At 68.7% G+C, this 15507-nt stretch carries 24 protein-coding genes; all 24 read right to left on the bottom strand.

Features of this window, described 5'->3' with window-relative positions:
- Position 1 precedes the first annotated feature (1 nt).
- Positions 2 to 541: a 50S ribosomal protein L6 gene (rplF, locus tag QWY29_RS14910; protein ID WP_300961808.1), complete on the bottom strand. Its 540-nt coding sequence runs from the start codon at positions 539 to 541 to the stop codon at positions 2 to 4.
- 30 nt (positions 542 to 571) lie between these two features.
- Positions 572 to 979: a 30S ribosomal protein S8 gene (gene rpsH, locus QWY29_RS14905; RefSeq protein ID WP_166195670.1), complete on the bottom strand. Its 408-nt coding sequence runs from the start codon at positions 977 to 979 to the stop codon at positions 572 to 574.
- A gap of 79 nt (positions 980 to 1058) precedes the next feature.
- Positions 1059 to 1244 carry a type Z 30S ribosomal protein S14 gene (locus QWY29_RS14900; RefSeq protein ID WP_011757321.1) on the bottom strand — a complete coding sequence of 62 codons (186 nt, stop codon included), beginning with the start codon at positions 1242 to 1244 and terminating at the stop codon, positions 1059 to 1061.
- A gap of 1 nt (position 1245) precedes the next feature.
- On the bottom strand, positions 1246 to 1815 hold the full coding sequence (rplE, locus tag QWY29_RS14895) for a 50S ribosomal protein L5 (RefSeq protein ID WP_300961807.1): 570 nt from the start codon (positions 1813 to 1815) through the stop codon (positions 1246 to 1248).
- The gene (rplX, locus tag QWY29_RS14890) at positions 1815 to 2174 is read right to left on the bottom strand and encodes a 50S ribosomal protein L24 (RefSeq protein ID WP_300961806.1); all 360 of its coding nucleotides are present in this window, start codon (positions 2172 to 2174) and stop codon (positions 1815 to 1817) included. The genes rplE and rplX overlap by 1 nt, the downstream gene beginning before the upstream one ends.
- Positions 2175 to 2177: 3 nt before the next feature.
- Positions 2178 to 2546: a 50S ribosomal protein L14 gene (rplN, locus tag QWY29_RS14885; protein WP_090849740.1), complete on the bottom strand. Its 369-nt coding sequence runs from the start codon at positions 2544 to 2546 to the stop codon at positions 2178 to 2180.
- A gap of 97 nt (positions 2547 to 2643) precedes the next feature.
- Positions 2644 to 2919: a 30S ribosomal protein S17 gene (gene rpsQ, locus QWY29_RS14880; protein WP_300961805.1), complete on the bottom strand. Its 276-nt coding sequence runs from the start codon at positions 2917 to 2919 to the stop codon at positions 2644 to 2646.
- The gene (gene rpmC, locus QWY29_RS14875) at positions 2916 to 3161 is read right to left on the bottom strand and encodes a 50S ribosomal protein L29 (RefSeq protein WP_154615509.1); all 246 of its coding nucleotides are present in this window, start codon (positions 3159 to 3161) and stop codon (positions 2916 to 2918) included. Before rpmC ends, rpsQ begins: the two co-directional genes overlap by 4 nt.
- Positions 3161 to 3580 (bottom strand): 50S ribosomal protein L16, encoded by a 420-nt coding sequence (gene rplP / locus QWY29_RS14870; protein WP_166195676.1) that lies wholly within the window; start codon positions 3578 to 3580, stop codon positions 3161 to 3163. Before rplP ends, rpmC begins: the two co-directional genes overlap by 1 nt.
- 4 nt (positions 3581 to 3584) lie before the next feature.
- Positions 3585 to 4424, bottom strand: a complete 840-nt coding sequence (gene rpsC / locus QWY29_RS14865) for a 30S ribosomal protein S3 (protein ID WP_300961804.1) — start codon at positions 4422 to 4424, stop codon at positions 3585 to 3587.
- Positions 4424 to 4864, bottom strand: a complete 441-nt coding sequence (gene rplV / locus QWY29_RS14860) for a 50S ribosomal protein L22 (RefSeq protein WP_300961803.1) — start codon at positions 4862 to 4864, stop codon at positions 4424 to 4426. The genes rpsC and rplV overlap by 1 nt, the downstream gene beginning before the upstream one ends.
- Entirely contained in the window at positions 4861 to 5142 is a 282-nt protein-coding gene (gene rpsS, locus QWY29_RS14855) for a 30S ribosomal protein S19 (RefSeq protein ID WP_110182960.1), read from the bottom strand. Before rpsS ends, rplV begins: the two co-directional genes overlap by 4 nt.
- 5 nt (positions 5143 to 5147) lie before the next feature.
- Complete coding sequence (gene rplB, locus QWY29_RS14850) at positions 5148 to 5984, bottom strand: 50S ribosomal protein L2 (protein WP_166195682.1); 837 nt, start codon at positions 5982 to 5984, stop codon at positions 5148 to 5150.
- A gap of 31 nt (positions 5985 to 6015) precedes the next feature.
- Positions 6016 to 6321, bottom strand: a complete 306-nt coding sequence (gene rplW / locus QWY29_RS14845) for a 50S ribosomal protein L23 (RefSeq protein WP_300961802.1) — start codon at positions 6319 to 6321, stop codon at positions 6016 to 6018.
- On the bottom strand, positions 6318 to 6989 hold the full coding sequence (gene rplD / locus QWY29_RS14840; RefSeq protein WP_300961801.1) for a 50S ribosomal protein L4, sunset domain variant: 672 nt from the start codon (positions 6987 to 6989) through the stop codon (positions 6318 to 6320). Before rplD ends, rplW begins: the two co-directional genes overlap by 4 nt.
- A 2-nt stretch (positions 6990 to 6991) precedes the next feature.
- Positions 6992 to 7663, bottom strand: a complete 672-nt coding sequence (rplC, locus tag QWY29_RS14835; protein WP_300961800.1) for a 50S ribosomal protein L3 — start codon at positions 7661 to 7663, stop codon at positions 6992 to 6994.
- A gap of 11 nt (positions 7664 to 7674) precedes the next feature.
- Entirely contained in the window at positions 7675 to 7983 is a 309-nt protein-coding gene (gene rpsJ, locus QWY29_RS14830) for a 30S ribosomal protein S10 (protein ID WP_154615492.1), read from the bottom strand.
- Between the two features lie 408 nt (positions 7984 to 8391).
- Positions 8392 to 9114 carry a tRNA (guanosine(46)-N7)-methyltransferase TrmB gene (gene trmB / locus QWY29_RS14825; RefSeq protein WP_300961799.1) on the bottom strand — a complete coding sequence of 241 codons (723 nt, stop codon included), beginning with the start codon at positions 9112 to 9114 and terminating at the stop codon, positions 8392 to 8394.
- Between the two features lie 104 nt (positions 9115 to 9218).
- A complete protein-coding gene (gene tuf, locus QWY29_RS14820; RefSeq protein WP_300961798.1) occupies positions 9219 to 10412 on the bottom strand; it encodes an elongation factor Tu in 1194 nt (397 codons plus the stop codon).
- A 101-nt stretch (positions 10413 to 10513) separates the two neighbouring features.
- Positions 10514 to 12625, bottom strand: a complete 2112-nt coding sequence (fusA, locus tag QWY29_RS14815; protein WP_300961797.1) for an elongation factor G — start codon at positions 12623 to 12625, stop codon at positions 10514 to 10516.
- 77 nt (positions 12626 to 12702) lie between these two features.
- Positions 12703 to 13173 (bottom strand): 30S ribosomal protein S7, encoded by a 471-nt coding sequence (gene rpsG / locus QWY29_RS14810; RefSeq protein WP_186346420.1) that lies wholly within the window; start codon positions 13171 to 13173, stop codon positions 12703 to 12705.
- Position 13174: 1 nt separating this feature from the next.
- On the bottom strand, positions 13175 to 13549 hold the full coding sequence (rpsL, locus tag QWY29_RS14805) for a 30S ribosomal protein S12 (RefSeq protein ID WP_028636428.1): 375 nt from the start codon (positions 13547 to 13549) through the stop codon (positions 13175 to 13177).
- A gap of 192 nt (positions 13550 to 13741) precedes the next feature.
- Positions 13742 to 15046, bottom strand: coding sequence for an MFS transporter (locus QWY29_RS14800; protein WP_300961796.1), 1305 nt, complete (start codon positions 15044 to 15046; stop codon positions 13742 to 13744).
- Positions 15043 to 15489 (bottom strand): MarR family winged helix-turn-helix transcriptional regulator, encoded by a 447-nt coding sequence (locus tag QWY29_RS14795; RefSeq protein WP_300961795.1) that lies wholly within the window; start codon positions 15487 to 15489, stop codon positions 15043 to 15045. The genes QWY29_RS14800 and QWY29_RS14795 overlap by 4 nt, the downstream gene beginning before the upstream one ends.
- Positions 15490 to 15507: the final 18 nt, after the last annotated feature.

Below are 15507 nucleotides of genomic sequence, written 5' to 3'. Positions count from 1 at the left end.
GTCACTTACCAGCCTTTCCGACCTTGCGGCGGATCTGCTCGCCGGCGTAACGGACGCCCTTGCCCTTGTAGGGCTCGGGCTTGCGCAGCTTGCGGATCTTTGCGGCGGTCTCGCCGACGAGCTGCTTGTCGATGCCCTGGACGCCCAGCTTGGTGGGGCCCTCGACGGTGAACGTGATGCCCTCGGGGGCGTCGAACACGATCGAGTGCGAGTAGCCGAGCTGGAACTCCAGCTGCGTCGGACCCTTGGACAGCACGCGGTAGCCGACGCCGACGATCTCGAGCTTCTTCTCGTAACCATCGGTGACGCCGACGACCATGTTGTTGACCAGGGTGCGGGTCAGGCCGTGCAGGGACTTGCTGATGCGCTCGTCGTCGGGGCGCTTGACGTCGAGGACGCCCTCGCCCTGCTCGACCGTGATCGGCGCGGCGACAGTGTGGGTCAGGGTGCCCTTGGGGCCCTTGACCGTCACCACCGGACCGTCGATCGCCACGTCGACGCCGGACGGGACCGCGACGGGGAGCTTGCCAATACGCGACATGCTTCTAGTTCTCCTTCGCTGATCTCGTCGTCACCAGACGTAGGCGAGGACTTCCCCACCCACGCCCTTCTGGTTGGCCTGGCGGTCGGTCAGCAGGCCCTGGCTCGTCGAGATGATCGCGACGCCCAGTCCGCCGAGCACCTTCGGGAGACCCGTGTGCTTGGCGTAGACCCGGAGGCCGGGCTTGCTGATGCGGCGGACGCCCGCGATGGAGCGCTCGCGGTTGCGGCCGTACTTGAGGGTGATGGTCAGCGTCTTGCCGACCTCGCCCTCGGTCGGCTCCTTCACCTCGAAGGAGGTGATGTAACCCTCCTGCTGGAGGATCTCCGCGACGCCCTGCTTGAGCTTGCTGTACGGCATGGACACCGCGTCGTGGTACGCCTGGTTGGCGTTGCGCAGACGAGTAAGCATGTCTGCGATCGGGTCAGTCATCGTCATGGCCGTGAGGCCCTTTCTCCACCGTGGTTTCGCACCTGCATCTCAGGTGCGACCTGCAGCGATCGTTGTAGAGGGTTGATTACCAGGAGGACTTGGTCACGCCGGGCAGCTCGCCACGGTGTGCCATCTCGCGCAGGCAGATCCGGCACAGGCCGAACTTGCGGTAGACGGCCTTCGGGCGGCCGCAGCGCTGGCAGCGGGTGTAGCCGCGCACCGCGAACTTCGGCTTGCGGGCGGCCTTGACCTTGAGGGCGGTCTTCGCCATGTCAGTTCTCCTTGAACGGGAAGCCGAGCTGCTTGAGCAGCGCCCGACCCTGGTCGTCGTTGGTGGCCGTGGTCACGATCGTGATGTCCATGCCGCGCGACCGGTCGATCCGGTCCTGGTCGATCTCGTGGAACATGACCTGCTCGGTGAGACCGAAGGTGTAGTTGCCACGACCGTCGAACTGCTTCGGCGACAGGCCGCGGAAGTCGCGGATGCGGGGCAGCGCGATCGAGAGCAGGCGGTCCAGGAACTCCCACATGCGGTCGCCGCGCAGCGTGGTGTGCGCACCGATCGGCATGCCCTCGCGCAGCTTGAACTGCGCGATGGACTTGCGGGCCTTGGTCACCAGCGGCTTCTGGCCGGTGATCGCGGTGAGGTCCTTGACCGCACCCTCGATCAGCTTGGAGTCACGAGCAGCCTCGCCGACACCCATGTTGACCACGATCTTCACCAGACCGGGGACCTGCATGACGTTGCCGATCTCGAACTCGCTCTGCAGCGCCGGGAGGATCTCCTCGCGGTACCGCGTCTTCAGCCGCGGGGTCGCGGCGGAGGTCTGGGTCTCGGTCATCAGATTTCCTTGCCGGTCTTGCGCGAGATGCGGACGCTGCGCTCAGCCTCGTACGTCGAGCCGTCGGGGCGGCGCTTGGTGACCTGGTCACGGCGGAAGCCGATGCGGGTCACCCCGTCACCCTCGACCAGCATCACGTTGGAGACGTGGATGGGGGCCTCGGCGGTGATGATCCCGCCGGTCGTGCTGGTGCCACCGGAGTTGACGGCCTTGGTGTGCCGCTTCATCCGGTTGACGCCCTCGACGATCACCCGGTCCTCCTCGCGGAGCACCTGGATGACCTTGCCCTCGGCACCCTTGTCCTTGCCGGCGATCACCTTGACGGTGTCGCCCTTCTTGATGTTCATGTTCTTGGCCATGGCTCAGAGCACCTCCGGCGCGAGCGAGATGATCTTCATGAACTTCTTCTCGCGCAGCTCGCGGCCCACGGGGCCGAAGATGCGCGTGCCTCGCGGCTCGCCGTCGTTCTTGAGGATCACGGCGGCGTTCTCGTCGAAGCGGATGTACGAGCCGTCGGCACGGCGGCGCTCCTTGACGGTGCGCACGATGACGGCCTTGACGACGTCACCCTTCTTGACGTTGCCACCGGGGATCGCGTCCTTCACGGTGGCGACGATGACGTCGCCGATACCGGCGTAGCGCCGACCCGAGCCACCGAGAACACGGATGCAGAGGATCTCCTTCGCACCGGTGTTGTCGGCGACCTTGAGTCGCGACTCCTGCTGGATCATCAGTTTCTCCTGGTTGTCGTGCCGGTTCTCGACGACTCACGGTCGACGAGCCTGGCCGAACTTGTCGTGGACCTCCCGCCGGCGGGCGGGGAGGGTGCTACTTGGCCTTCTCGAGGATCTGGACGACGCGCCAGCGCTTGGTCGCGGACAGCGGGCGGGTCTCCATGAGGAGCACGCGGTCGCCGATGCCGCACTCGTTGGCCTCGTCGTGCGCCTTGAGCTTGCTCGTGCGGCGCAGGACCTTGCCGTACAGCGCGTGCTTGACGCGGTCCTCGACGGACACGACCACGGTCTTGTCCATCTTGTCGCTGACGACCAGGCCCTCGCGGACCTTGCGGGAGCTGCGCTCCGCGGTCGGGGTCTGCTCGCTCATGCGGCACCATCCTCGTTGTCGGTCCCGGGCGCGGTGCGGATGCCGAGCTCGCGCTCGCGCACCACGGTGTAGATCCGGGCGATGTCCTTCTTGACCGTGCGGAGCCGGCCGTGGCTCTCCAGCTGGCCGGTGGCCGCCTGGAATCGGAGGTTGAACAGCTCCTCCTTGGCCTCGCGCAGCTTCGCCTCGAGGTCGACGTCGTTGAGCTCGTCGAGCTCGTGGGCCTTGGTGCTGTTGGCCATCAGAATTCACCCGCCTCTCGCGAGATGAACCGGCACTTCATCGGGAGCTTGTGCATCGCGCGGCGCATGGCCTCGCGGGCGACGTCCTCGGTGACACCGGAGAGTTCGAACATGACGCGGCCGGGCTTGACGTTCGCCACCCACCACTCGGGGGAGCCCTTGCCGGAACCCATGCGGGTCTCGGCCGGCTTCTTGGTCAGCGGGCGGTCGGGGTAGATGTTGATCCACACCTTGCCGCCACGCTTGATGTGGCGCGTCATCGCGATACGCGCCGACTCGATCTGGCGGTTGGTCACGTAGTGACCCTCGATCGCCTGGATGCCGAACTCACCGAACGCGAGCGTGGTGCCACCCTTGGCCATACCGGTCCGCTTGGGGTGGTGCTGCTTGCGGTGCTTGACACGACGGGGCATCAGCATGAGGTCAGCCCTCCTGGGTCTCGGCCGGGGTCGTGGCCTGGGCGGTGTCGCCGCCGGCCGGCGCCTCGGTCACGGCCGGGGCGTCGCCGCCACGGTCGGAACGGGTGGGACGGTCACCGCGCGAGCCACGGCTCGGGCGGTCGCCGCCACGGGTCGGACGGCCGCCGCGGCCGGGGACACCGGCGCGGGCTGCGGCCTGGGCCTGGCGCTCGGCACGGGTGCCGGCGACCTCGCCCTTGTAGATCCAGACCTTCACGCCGATGCGGCCGAAGGTCGTGCGGGCCTCGTAGAAGCCGTAGTCGATGTCGGCGCGGAGGGTGTGCAGGGGCACGCGGCCCTCGCGGTAGAACTCCGTGCGCGACATCTCGGCGCCGTTGAGCCGGCCCGAGCACTGGATCCGGATGCCCTTGGCACCCGAGCGCATCGTGGTCTGCATCGCCTTGCGCATGGCACGACGGAACTGCACACGACCGGAGAGCTGCTCGGCGACGCCCTGGGCGACCAGCTGCGCGTCGACCTCGGGGCTCTTGACCTCGAGGATGTTGAGCTGGACCTGCTTGCCGGTCAGCTTCTCGAGCTCGCCGCGGATGCGGTCGGCCTCGGCGCCGCGGCGGCCGATGACGATGCCGGGACGCGCGGTGTGGATGTCCACCCGGACGCGGTCACGCGTGCGCTCGATCTCGACCTTGGAGATGCCGGCCCGCTCCATGCCCTTGGAGAGCAGCTTGCGGATCGCGACGTCCTCGCCGACGTAGGACTTGTACAGCTTGTCGGCGTACCACCGCGACTTGTGGTCGGTGGAGATGCCGAGGCGGAAGCCGTTCGGGTTGATCTTCTGGCCCATCAGGCACTCTTTCCGTTCTTCCGGGCGGTCTTCTTCTCCGCGACCACGGCAGCCGGCTGGACGACCAGCGTGATGTGGCTCGTGCGCTTGTTGATGCGCGTCGCACGACCCTGGGCGCGGGGGCGCCACCGCTTCATGGTCGGACCCTCGTCCACCAGGGCGACCGAGACGACCAGGTCGGCCCGGTCGAGGCCCTCGGTGGTCTCGGCGTTGGCGACGGCGCTCTCGAGGACCTTGTAGACGGTCTCCGAGGCGGCCTGCGGCGCGAACTGCAGGAGGGCCAGGGCCTCGTCGACGGCCATGCCGCGGACCATGTCCACGACGCGGCGGGCCTTCATCGGCGTGATCCGCGTGAAGCGGGCGCTGGCGAAGGCGCCCGGCTGGTCGCCGAGGAGCGACTCGCGGCGCGCGCTCGTGCGCTGACGTTCGGTGACACTCATCGACGGCGTCCCTTCCGGTCTTCCTTGACGTGCCCGCGGTAGGTGCGGGTGGGAGCGAACTCCCCGAGCTTGTGGCCGACCATCGAGTCGGTCACGAAGACCGGCACGTGCTTGCGACCGTCGTGGACGGCGATCGTGTGACCGATCATCGCCGGGACGATCATCGAGCGGCGCGACCAGGTCTTGATGACGTTGTGGCTGCCCTTGTCGTTCTCGGCGTCCACCTTCTTCATCAGGTGGTCGTCGACGAAGGGGCCCTTCTTCAGGCTGCGAGGCATGTCAGTTACTTCCTACCCTTGCCGGACTTGCGGCGACGAATGATCTGGGAGTCGGAGGCCTTGCGCTTGCGCGTGCGGCCCTCGGGCTTGCCCCAGGGGGACACCGGGTGACGACCACCCGAGGTCTTGCCCTCGCCACCACCGTGCGGGTGGTCGACCGGGTTCATCACGACACCGCGGACGGTCGGGCGCTTGCCCTTCCAGCGCATGCGGCCGGCCTTGCCCCAGTTGATGTTCGACTGCTCGGCGTTGCCGACCTCGCCGACCGTCGCGCGGCAGCGCACGTCGACGAAGCGCATCTCGCCCGAGGGCATGCGCAGCGTGGCGCGGCTGCCCTCACGGGCGACCAGCTGGGCGCTGTTGCCGGCGGAGCGGGCGATCTTCGCGCCGCCGCCGGGGCGGAGCTCGACGCAGTGGATCGTCGAGCCGACCGGGATGTTGCGCAGGGGCAGGTTGTTGCCGGGCTTGATGTCGGCGTTCGGGCCGGACTCGACCGCGGTGCCCTGCGTCAGGCCCTTCGGCGCGATGATGTAGCGCTTCTCGCCGTCGGCGTAGTGCAGCAGCGCGATGCGCGCGGTGCGGTTCGGGTCGTACTCGATGTGCGCGACCTTGGCGGGCACGCCGTCCTTGTCGTAGCGACGGAAGTCGATGATCCGGTAGGCACGCTTGTGACCGCCGCCCTGGTGCCGGGTGGTGATCCGGCCCTGGTTGTTGCGGCCGCCCTTCTTGGGCAGCGGCCGCGTCAGCGACTTCTCCGGCGTGGTCCGGGTGATCTCGACGAAGTCGGCGACCGACGAGCCACGACGGCCCGGGGTGGTCGGCTTGTACTTGCGGATAGCCATTTAGCTCAGTCCTCTAGTCCTGGGTGCCCGGTCAGGAGACCGGACCTCCGAAGATGTCGATGCGGTGGCCCTCGGCGAGGCTGACGATCGCGCGCTTGGTGTCCTTGCGCTTGCCAAGGCCCGTGCGGGTGCGGCGCGTCTTGCCGGGGCGGTTGATCGTGTTCACGGAGGTGACCTTGACGCCGAAGATCTTCTCGACCGCGATCTTGATCTCGGTCTTGTTGGCGTCGGGGCGCACCAGGAACGTGTACTTGTTCGCGTCGAGGAGCCCGTAGCTCTTCTCCGAGACGACCGGCGCGAGCAGGACGTCGCGGTGGTCCTTGTGCAGGGTGCTCACTTGGAGGCCTCCTCGTTCTGCGCGTCGACGGCCGGGGCCTCGACGATGGTGGCCTTGCGCTCGGAGGCGCGGGCGGCACCGGTGACGAACGCGTCGTACGCGCCCTGGGTGAAGACCACGTCGTCGGAGGCCAGCACGTCGTACGTGTTGAGCTGGTCGACGGCGACGATGTGCACCTCGGGGGCGTTGCGCAGCGACAGCCAGGTGACGGTGTCGGTGCGCTCGAGGACCACGAGGAAGCGGGTGCGGTCGGCGAGGCCGCCCAGCGCGGCGATGGCGGCCTTGGTCGAGGGCGTGGTGCCCTCGACGAGACCGTCGACCACGTGGATGCGGCCGTTGCGCGCCCGGTCGGAGAGGGCACCGCGCAGGGCGGCGGCCTTCATCTTCTTGGGGGTGCGCTGGTCGTAGCTGCGCGGCTGCGGGCCGTGGACGGTGCCACCGCCGGCGAACTGCGGCGCGCGGGTCGAGCCCTGGCGGGCGCGACCGGTGCCCTTCTGCTTGTAGGGCTTGCGGCCACCACCGCGGACCTCCCCACGGGTCTTGGTGGCGTGCGTGCCCTGACGGGCGGCAGCCTGCTGGGCGACGACGACCTGGTGGATCAGCGGGACGTTGACGGCAACGTCGAAGATCTCGGCAGGAAGGTCGACCTTCACGGTCTTGGCGGGCATGCTCACGCCTCCTTGCCAGTAGTGACGGTGCTCTTGGCGGCCGAGCGGACGAGCACGAGGCCGCCCTTGGGGCCGGGGACGGCGCCCTTGAGCAGGATCAGGCCCTTCTCGGCGTCGACCGCGTGGACGGTCATGCCCTGGGTCGTGACGGTGTCGTTGCCCATGCGGCCCGACATCCGCGTGCCCTTGAAGACGTGGCCCGGCGTCGCGCAGGCGCCGATGGAGCCCGGCTTGCGGTGGTTGCGGTGCGCGCCGTGCGAGGCGGAGACACCGGAGAAGCCGTGGCGCTTCATCGTGCCGGCGAAGCCCTTGCCCTTGCTGGTGCCCGTCACGTCGACCTCGTCGCCCGCGGCGAAGGTGTCGACGGAGAGCTCCTGGCCCACGGTGTACGACGTGGCGTCGGCCGTGCGGATCTCCAGCAGGTGGCGGCGGGGGGTGGTGCCGGCCTTGGCGAAGTGCCCGGCCTGCGGCTTGGTGACCTTGCGGCCCTCGATCTCGCCGAACCCGACCTGGACGGCGTTGTAGCCGTCGGTCTCGGGGGTGCGGACCTGGGTGACGACGTTGGTGGTCGCGGCGACCACGGTCACCGGGACGACGCGGTTGTTCTCGTCCCAGAGCTGGGTCATGCCGAGCTTGGTGCCCAGCAGGCCCTTCACGTTGCGTTCGATAGTCATCTCGTCAGACCTCAGAGCTTGATCTCGATGTCGACGCCGGCCGGGAGGTCGAGACGCATGAGCGAGTCGACGGTCTTCGGCGTGGGGTCGATGATGTCGATGAGGCGCTTGTGGGTGCGCATCTCGAAGTGCTCGCGGGAGTCCTTGTACTTGTGCGGCGAGCGGATGACGACGAAGACGTTCTTCTCCGTCGGCAGCGGCACCGGGCCGGCCACGCGGGCGCCCGTGCGGGTCACCGTGTCAACGATCTTCCGCGCCGAGGTGTCGATCACCTCGTGGTCATAGGCCTTGAGCCTGATGCGGATCTTCTGTCCCGCCATAGGTCTCTCTCGTCCTTACTTCTCATCTGCCGCGTGCATGTCCCGGGACGTCCCCCGGTTTGGGTCTGTCCCGCCCTGGCCCCACCACTCCGACCCCGGCCCCCGCGGTCGGGCGTGTCGCGACCTCTGGACGTGACACAGGACCGGGATCCTGCTGGGTTCTGGTGCTGGCACCCGACGGTTCGTCGGGCTGATCGGGTCTCCTGATCCGGTGCGGCGCACGACCGACACCCGAACTCGTTCCCAGCCCGGCGGACCGGGGGTGAGGAGACGCGATTCAGAAGTCAAGATGTGCCGCACCCCGGCGACCCGCCGGAGCAACCGGACCATCTTGGCAGAGAACACGGACGGGACCAAATTCCTGGGCACTACCCCGCCCGTGGGCCGCCCGGTGGTCCGACACGCCGCTCAGGCGCGTCGGTAGCACAGGTCGGTGATGGTGCGGCCGGCCTCGACGCCCTTGCGCTCGAAGCGGGTCACCGGGCGCTCGGCCCAGCGCTCGACCACGCCGCCCTCGAGCGCCGGCTCGGCGTCGAGCACCTCCAGCATCTGCTCGGCGTAGTCGGCCCAGTCGGTGGCCAGCCGCCAGGCCGCGCCCGGGCGCAGCCGGCTCGCCGCGAGCCGCGCGAAGTCGGGCGAGACCAGCCGGCGCTTGTGGTGGCGGGTCTTGCGCCAGGGGTCGGGGAAGAACGTCCACAGCTCCTCGACGCTCCCCTCCCCCAGCAGGTGCTCCATCGACCACACCGCGTCGACGCCGCACAGCCGCACGTTGTCGGCGCCGGCCTCGTCGAGCTTCCACAGCGTGTCGGCGATGCCGGGACGCCAGACCTCGAAGGCCAGCACGTCGTACGCCGGGCGGGCGGCGGCGAGCGGGGCGGTCGCCTCGCCGACCCCGGAGCCGATCTCGACGACCAGCGGGGCGCGCCGCCCGAACCAGTGCTCGAGGGTGAAGTCGGGCTTGTCGACGGCCTCGTCGGGGATGACCCACCGCTCCTGGTGGGCGGCCCACGCCTCGGCCTGGCGGGGGGTGAACCGGCTCCCGCGACGCGAGTAGCTGAGCACCTCCCGCATCCGCCGACCGTCCTCGGTCAGCTTGTGGTGCGGGCGGGCGGGGGTGACGGGGCGCTCCATGCTTCCTTCCGGGGCCGTGCTGCGGGTGGAGAAACAGATCGGCCCCGGACCACGAGGGTCCGGGACCGATCTGGTGTGTCAGGTGCGGTCAGCGACCGCGGGGATCACTTGGTGATCTTGGTGACCCGGCCGGCGCCGACGGTGCGGCCACCCTCACGGATCGCGAACCGCAGGCCCTCGTCCATCGCGATGGGCTGGATGAGCTCCACGGCCATCTCGGTGTTGTCGCCCGGCATGACCATCTCGGTGCCCTCGGGGAGGGTCACGACGCCGGTCACGTCCGTGGTGCGGAAGTAGAACTGCGGGCGGTAGTTGTTGAAGAACGGCGTGTGGCGGCCGCCCTCCTCCTTCGAGAGGATGTAGACCGAGGCCTCGAAGTTGGTGTGCGGGGTCGTGGTGCCCGGCTTGATGACGACCATGCCGCGCTCGACGTCCTCGCGCTTGGTGCCACGAAGCAGCAGACCGACGTTCTCACCGGCCTGGCCCTCGTCGAGCAGCTTGCGGAACATCTCGACACCGGTGACGGTGCTCTTCTGCGAGCCCTCGCGGATGCCGACGATCTCGACGTCCTCGCCGACCTTGACGATGCCGCGCTCGATGCGACCGGTGATGACGGTGCCACGACCGGTGATCGTGAAGACGTCCTCGACGGGCATGAGGAACGGCTTGTCGGTCTCACGCTCGGGGGTCGGGATGTAGTCGTCGACCGCCTGCATCAGCTCGGCGATCGAGTCGCCCCACTTCGCGTCGCCCTGGAGCGCCGGGAAGGCGGCCACGCGCACGACCGGGATGTCGTCGCCCGGGAACTCGTACTCGCTGAGGAGCTCGCGCACCTCCATCTCGACGAGCTCGATGAGCTCCTCGTCGTCGACCATGTCGCACTTGTTGAGCGCGACCACCAGGGCCGGCACGCCGACCTGGCGCGCGAGCAGCACGTGCTCGCGGGTCTGCGGCATCGGACCGTCGGTGGCGGCGACCACGAGGATCGCGCCGTCCATCTGGGCCGCGCCGGTGATCATGTTCTTGATGTAGTCAGCGTGACCCGGGCAGTCGACGTGCGCGTAGTGACGCGACTCCGTCTGGTACTCGACGTGCGCGATCGAGATCGTGATGCCGCGCTGACGCTCCTCGGGAGCCTTGTCGATGTCCTCGAACGCCGAGGCGGCGTTGAGGTCCGGGTGCTTGTCGTGCAGCACCTTGGTGATGGCAGCGGTCAGCGTCGTCTTGCCGTGGTCGATGTGACCAATGGTGCCGATGTTGACGTGCGGCTTGGTCCGCTCGAACTTCGCCTTAGCCACGGTGGGCTCCTCCTGGTGTGGTTGTTACTTGACTCGTACTAGCTGGGTGGTGCCGAGGTCCGGCTCCCCGGGCACCGCGGTGCCCGGGGAACCGGCGAGGATCACTCGCCGCGGACCTTCTTGATGATCTCGTCGGCGATGTTCGTGGGAACCTCGGCGTACGAGTCGAACTCCATCGAGTACGACGCCTGGCCGGAGGTCTTGGACCTCAGGTCGCCAACGTACCCGAACATCTCGGAGAGCGGCACGAGGGCGTTGACGACGATGTCGCCGTGACGCTCCTCCTGCGCTCGGATCTGGCCCCGTCGGCTGTTGATGTCGCCGATGACCGTGCCGAGGAACGTCTCCGGCGTGGTCACCTCCACGGCGAACATCGGCTCGAGCAGGACCGGCTTCGCCATGCGGGCGGCCTCCTTGAAGGCCTGGTTGCCGGCGATCTTGAAGGCCAGCTCGGAGGAGTCGACGTCGTGGTAAGCGCCGTCCTCGAGCGTGAACTTCACGTCGACCATCGGGAAGCCGGCGAGGACACCGAACTCCATGCCCTCCTGGCCACCCTGGTCGACCGAGGGGATGTACTCCTTCGGCACGCGTCCACCGGACACGTTGTTGACGAACTCGTAGCCCGCACCGGTACCGGTCTCGGGGTCGATGTTCGGGCCGAGGGAGACGACGACCTTCGCGAACTGACCCGAACCACCGGTCTGCTTCTTGTGCGTGTAGCTGTGGTTCGTGACCTCCTTGCGGAGGGTCTCGCGGTAGGCCACCTGCGGCTTGCCGACGGTCGCCTCGACGCGGAACTCGCGCTTCATCCGGTCGACGAGGATCTCCAGGTGGAGCTCGCCCATGCCGGCGATGATCGTCTGGCCGGTCTCCTCGTCGGTCTTGACCGTGAAGGTCGGGTCCTCGTCGGAGAGGCGCTGGATCGCGAGACCCAGCTTCTCCTGGTCGGACTTGGTCTTGGGCTCGATCGCGACCTCGATCACCGGGGCCGGGAAGGTCATCGACTCGAGCACGACCTGGTTCTGCGGGTCGCTGAGGGTGTGCCCGGTCTTGGTGTCCTTCAGGCCCATGACGGCGACGATCTGGCCGGCGCCGACCGACGCGATCTCCTCACGCTTGTTCGCGTGCATCTGGTAGACCTTGCCGATCCGCTCCTTCTTGCCGTTGACCGAGTTGACCACGGTCGAGCCGGCCTCGAGCTTGCCCGAGTAGACGCGGACGTAGATCAGCTTGCCCAGGTGCGGGTCGGAGGCGATCTTGTAGGCCAGGCCGGAGAACGGCTCGTCGTCGGAGGGCTTCCGCGCGATCTCGACGGCCTCGTCCTTCGGCGAGTGGCCGATGATCGCCTCGATGTCGAGCGGCGAGGGCAGGTACTTCACGACCGCGTCGAGCAGGGGCTGGACGCCCTTGTTCTTGAACGCGGTGCCGCAGAGGACCGGGTTGACCTTGTCGGCAAGCGTGGCGCGACGGATCGCGGCCTCGAGCTCCTCGACCGAGAGGTCCTCGCCCTCGAGGTACTTCTCCATGATGGCGTCGTCGGCCTCGGAGAGGGTCTCGAGGAACTTCTCGCGGTACTCGGCGGCCTGCTCGGCCATGTCCGCGGGGATCTCCTCGACCTCGTAGTCCTCGCCCATCTTGGTCTCGCCGCGCCAGGTGAGGGCGCGCATGCCGACCAGGTCGACGACACCGAGGAAGTCGCTCTCGGCGCCGATCGGGAGCTGGAGGACCAGCGGGGTGGAGTTGAGGCGCTCGACCATCATGTCGACGCAGCGGAAGAAGTCCGCACCGGTGCGGTCGAGCTTGTTGACGAAGCACATGCGCGGCACGGAGTACTTGTTGGCCTGGCGCCACACCGTCATCGTCTGGGGCTCGACACCGGCGACGCCGTCGAAGACCGCGACCGCGCCGTCGAGGACGCGCAGCGAGCGCTCGACCTCGGCGGTGAAGTCGACGTGACCCGGGGTGTCGATGATGTTGATCTGGTGGTCCTTCCACCAGCAGGTCGTCGCGGCCGACGTGATCGTGATGCCGCGCTCCTGCTCCTGCTCCATCCAGTCCATCGTGGCCCCACCCTCGTGGACCTCACCGATCTTGTAGGTGATACCGGTGTAGAACAGGATGCGCTCGGTGGTGGTGGTCTTGCCGGCGTCGATGTGCGCCATGATGCCGATGTTGCGGACCTTGTTGAGGTCCGTGGTGATGTCGACTGCCACGTTGGTTCAGCGTCCCTTGAGAGAAGTTTGGTGGTCGCAGGTGGAGCGGGAGCGGCCCGAGCCGCCCCCGCTCGAGGTCACCAGCGGTAGTGCGCGAAGGCCTTGTTGGACTCGGCCATCTTGTGGGTGTCCTCGCGCTTCTTCACCGCGGCACCGAGGCCGTTGGACGCATCGAGGATCTCGTTCATCAGGCGCTCGGACATCGTCTTCTCACGACGGTCCTGCGCGTAGCCGACGAGCCAGCGCAGCGCGAGCGTGGTGCCGCGCGTGCCCTTGACCTCGATCGGGACCTGGTAGGTCGCGCCGCCGACGCGGCGGGACTTGACCTCGATGGCCGGCTTGACGTTGTCCATCGCACGCTTGAGCGTGACGACGGGGTCGGTACCGGTCTTCTCGCGGCAGCCCTCGAGCGCGGAGTAGACGATGCGCTGCGCGACCTGCTTCTTGCCGTCGATCAGCACCTTGGAGACGAGCTGGGAGACCAGCTGCGACCCGTAGACCGGGTCGACGTCGATCGGCCGCTTCGGGGCCGGACCCTTGCGCGGCATGTCAGCTCTTCTCCTTCTTCGCGCCGTAACGGCTGCGGGCCTGCTTGCGGTTCTTCACGCCCTGGGTGTCGAGCGTGCCGCGGATGATCTTGTAGCGGACACCGGGGAGGTCCTTCACCCGGCCGCCGCGCACGAGCACGATCGAGTGCTCCTGCAGGTTGTGGCCCACGCCCGGGATGTACGCCGTGACCTCGACGCCGCTCGACAGGCGCACGCGGGCGACCTTGCGGAGGGCGGAGTTCGGCTTCTTCGGGGTCGTGGTGTAGACGCGCGTGCAGACGCCTCGGCGCTGCGGCGAGCCCTTCAGGGCAGGCGTCTTGTTCTTCGACACCTTGTCCTGGCGGCCCTTGCGGACCAGCTGATTGATGGTGGGCACCGGGTGGTTCCCCTTCTTGTCGACTCTCAGTGCGCGGCACGGTGCTGCGCACGGTGTGATGCTGGTGTGCCGGGTGGTGCTCCCAACCGGCGCTGCTCGCCCCCGAGGTCGGGCGTGTCGCCCGGCACGGCGCCACCACCGAGGCGGTGGCGGGGCTTTGCGTGCCTGATGTCGACGGTCCGTTCCCGCCGACTACTTCTGAGCACGCGCAACGGCCTGGTTGTCCCAGACACGAGGAACGAGGCTACCCGGCGCCCCGACCGGGGTCAAAACGCGCGCGAGGCCCCCGGAGCGGGTGACGTACCACAGGATCGCGAGGCCCACGCCGACCAGCGTGATGCCCCCTCCCCCGACCAGGGTCCAGCGGGCCCCGAAGGTCTCCCCGACCCAGCCGACGACCGGCGCACCGAGCGGCGTGCCGCCCATGAAGATCATCAGGTAGAGCGCCATCACCCGGCCGCGCAGCTCGGGCGCGGTCGCCACCTGCATCAGGGTGTTGGCGGCCGTGATCATCGTCAGCGCCGAGAGCCCGAGGACCGGCATCCACACCGCGAAGACGAGGTACGTCGGCAGCAGGCCGGCCACGACCTCGGCGAGCCCGAAGAGGACCGCCGCGCCGACCACCAGCCGCAGCCGCACGACCGGGCGACGGGCGGCGAGCAGGGCGCCGGTGAGCGAGCCGACGGCCATGAAGGTGCCGAGCAGGCCGTACTCGGTCGCGCCCTTGCCGAACACGTCGGTGGCCATCAGCGCCGAGGTCATCTGGAAGTTCAGGCCGAAGGTGCCGACGACGAAGACCACGACCAGCACGAGCACCAGGTCCGGCCGCCCGGCGACGTACCGCACCCCCTCGCGGACCATGCCGGGCGTGCGGCTCTGCGTGGGGGCCGAGCGCAGGCGGGAGGGGTCCATGCCGCGCAGCGCGAGCACCGGCGCGAGGTAGGTGACCGCGTTGGCCATGATCACCCAGCCGGTCGCCTGGGTGCCGCCGCCCAGCGCGCCGATGAGCACGCCGGCGATCGCCGGACCGACGATGCGCGCGGCGTTGAAGGACGCGGAGTTGAGGCCCACGGCGTTGGTGAGGTCCTCGTCGGTGACGATCTCGCTCACGAACGACTGGCGCGCAGGGGCGTCCATCGCGGTGCCGATGCCGAAGACCAGCGTCAGCACGTAGACGTGCCAGACCTCGGCGACGCCGGTGACCGCGAGCAGGCCGAGGAGGAAGGCCGGCACGGCCATCATCACCTGGGTGATCTGCAGCAGCTTGCGCTTGGGGAAGCGGTCGGCGACGACGCCGGCGAAGGGCGAGAGGAGCAGGGCGGGCAGGAACTGCAGACCGGTCGTGATGCCGACGGCGGTGCCGCCGTTCACGGCCAGGTGCAGCACCAACCAGTCCTGGGCCACGCGCTGCATCCAGGTGCCGGTGTTGGAGACGACGGCGCCGGTGGCGTAGAGGCGGTAGTTGGGGTTCGCGAGGGAGCGGAAGGTGGGGCTCAAGCGTTGGCCAGTCTTTCCAGGATCGGGGCGGCCCGGCGCAGGACCGCGCGTTCGTCGGGGGTCAGGTCGCGCAACCGGCGGGCCAGCCACTCGTCGCGGCGGCGGCGGTCGGCGAGCACGATCGTGCGGCCCTTGTCGGAGAGCTCGACGACGACCAGCCGGCCGTCGGACTCGTGCGGGCGGCGGGTGACGTAGCCGCGCTCCTCGAGGCCGTTGACCGTGCGGGTCATGCTCGGCGGCTGCACCCGCTCCGCGGCCGCGAGCTCGCCGATGGTGAGCCCGTCGGTGCGGTAGAGGCAGCCCAGGACGCCCATGTGGGCGATCGAGAGCTCGTTGTCGGGGTGGCGCTCGCTGGCGAGCCGGCGACGCAGGCGCATCACCGACAGCCGCAGCTCCGACGCCAGGCCGGCGTCGGTGCGGGCGATCTTCTCCACGGTAGGCATGTCGTGAGCATAACTCAT

It is taken from the genome of Nocardioides abyssi, from assembly GCF_030412915.1.
GTDB classification, from domain to species: domain Bacteria; phylum Actinomycetota; class Actinomycetes; order Propionibacteriales; family Nocardioidaceae; genus Nocardioides; species Nocardioides abyssi.
This window is presented reverse-complemented; position numbering and strand designations above follow the sequence as displayed.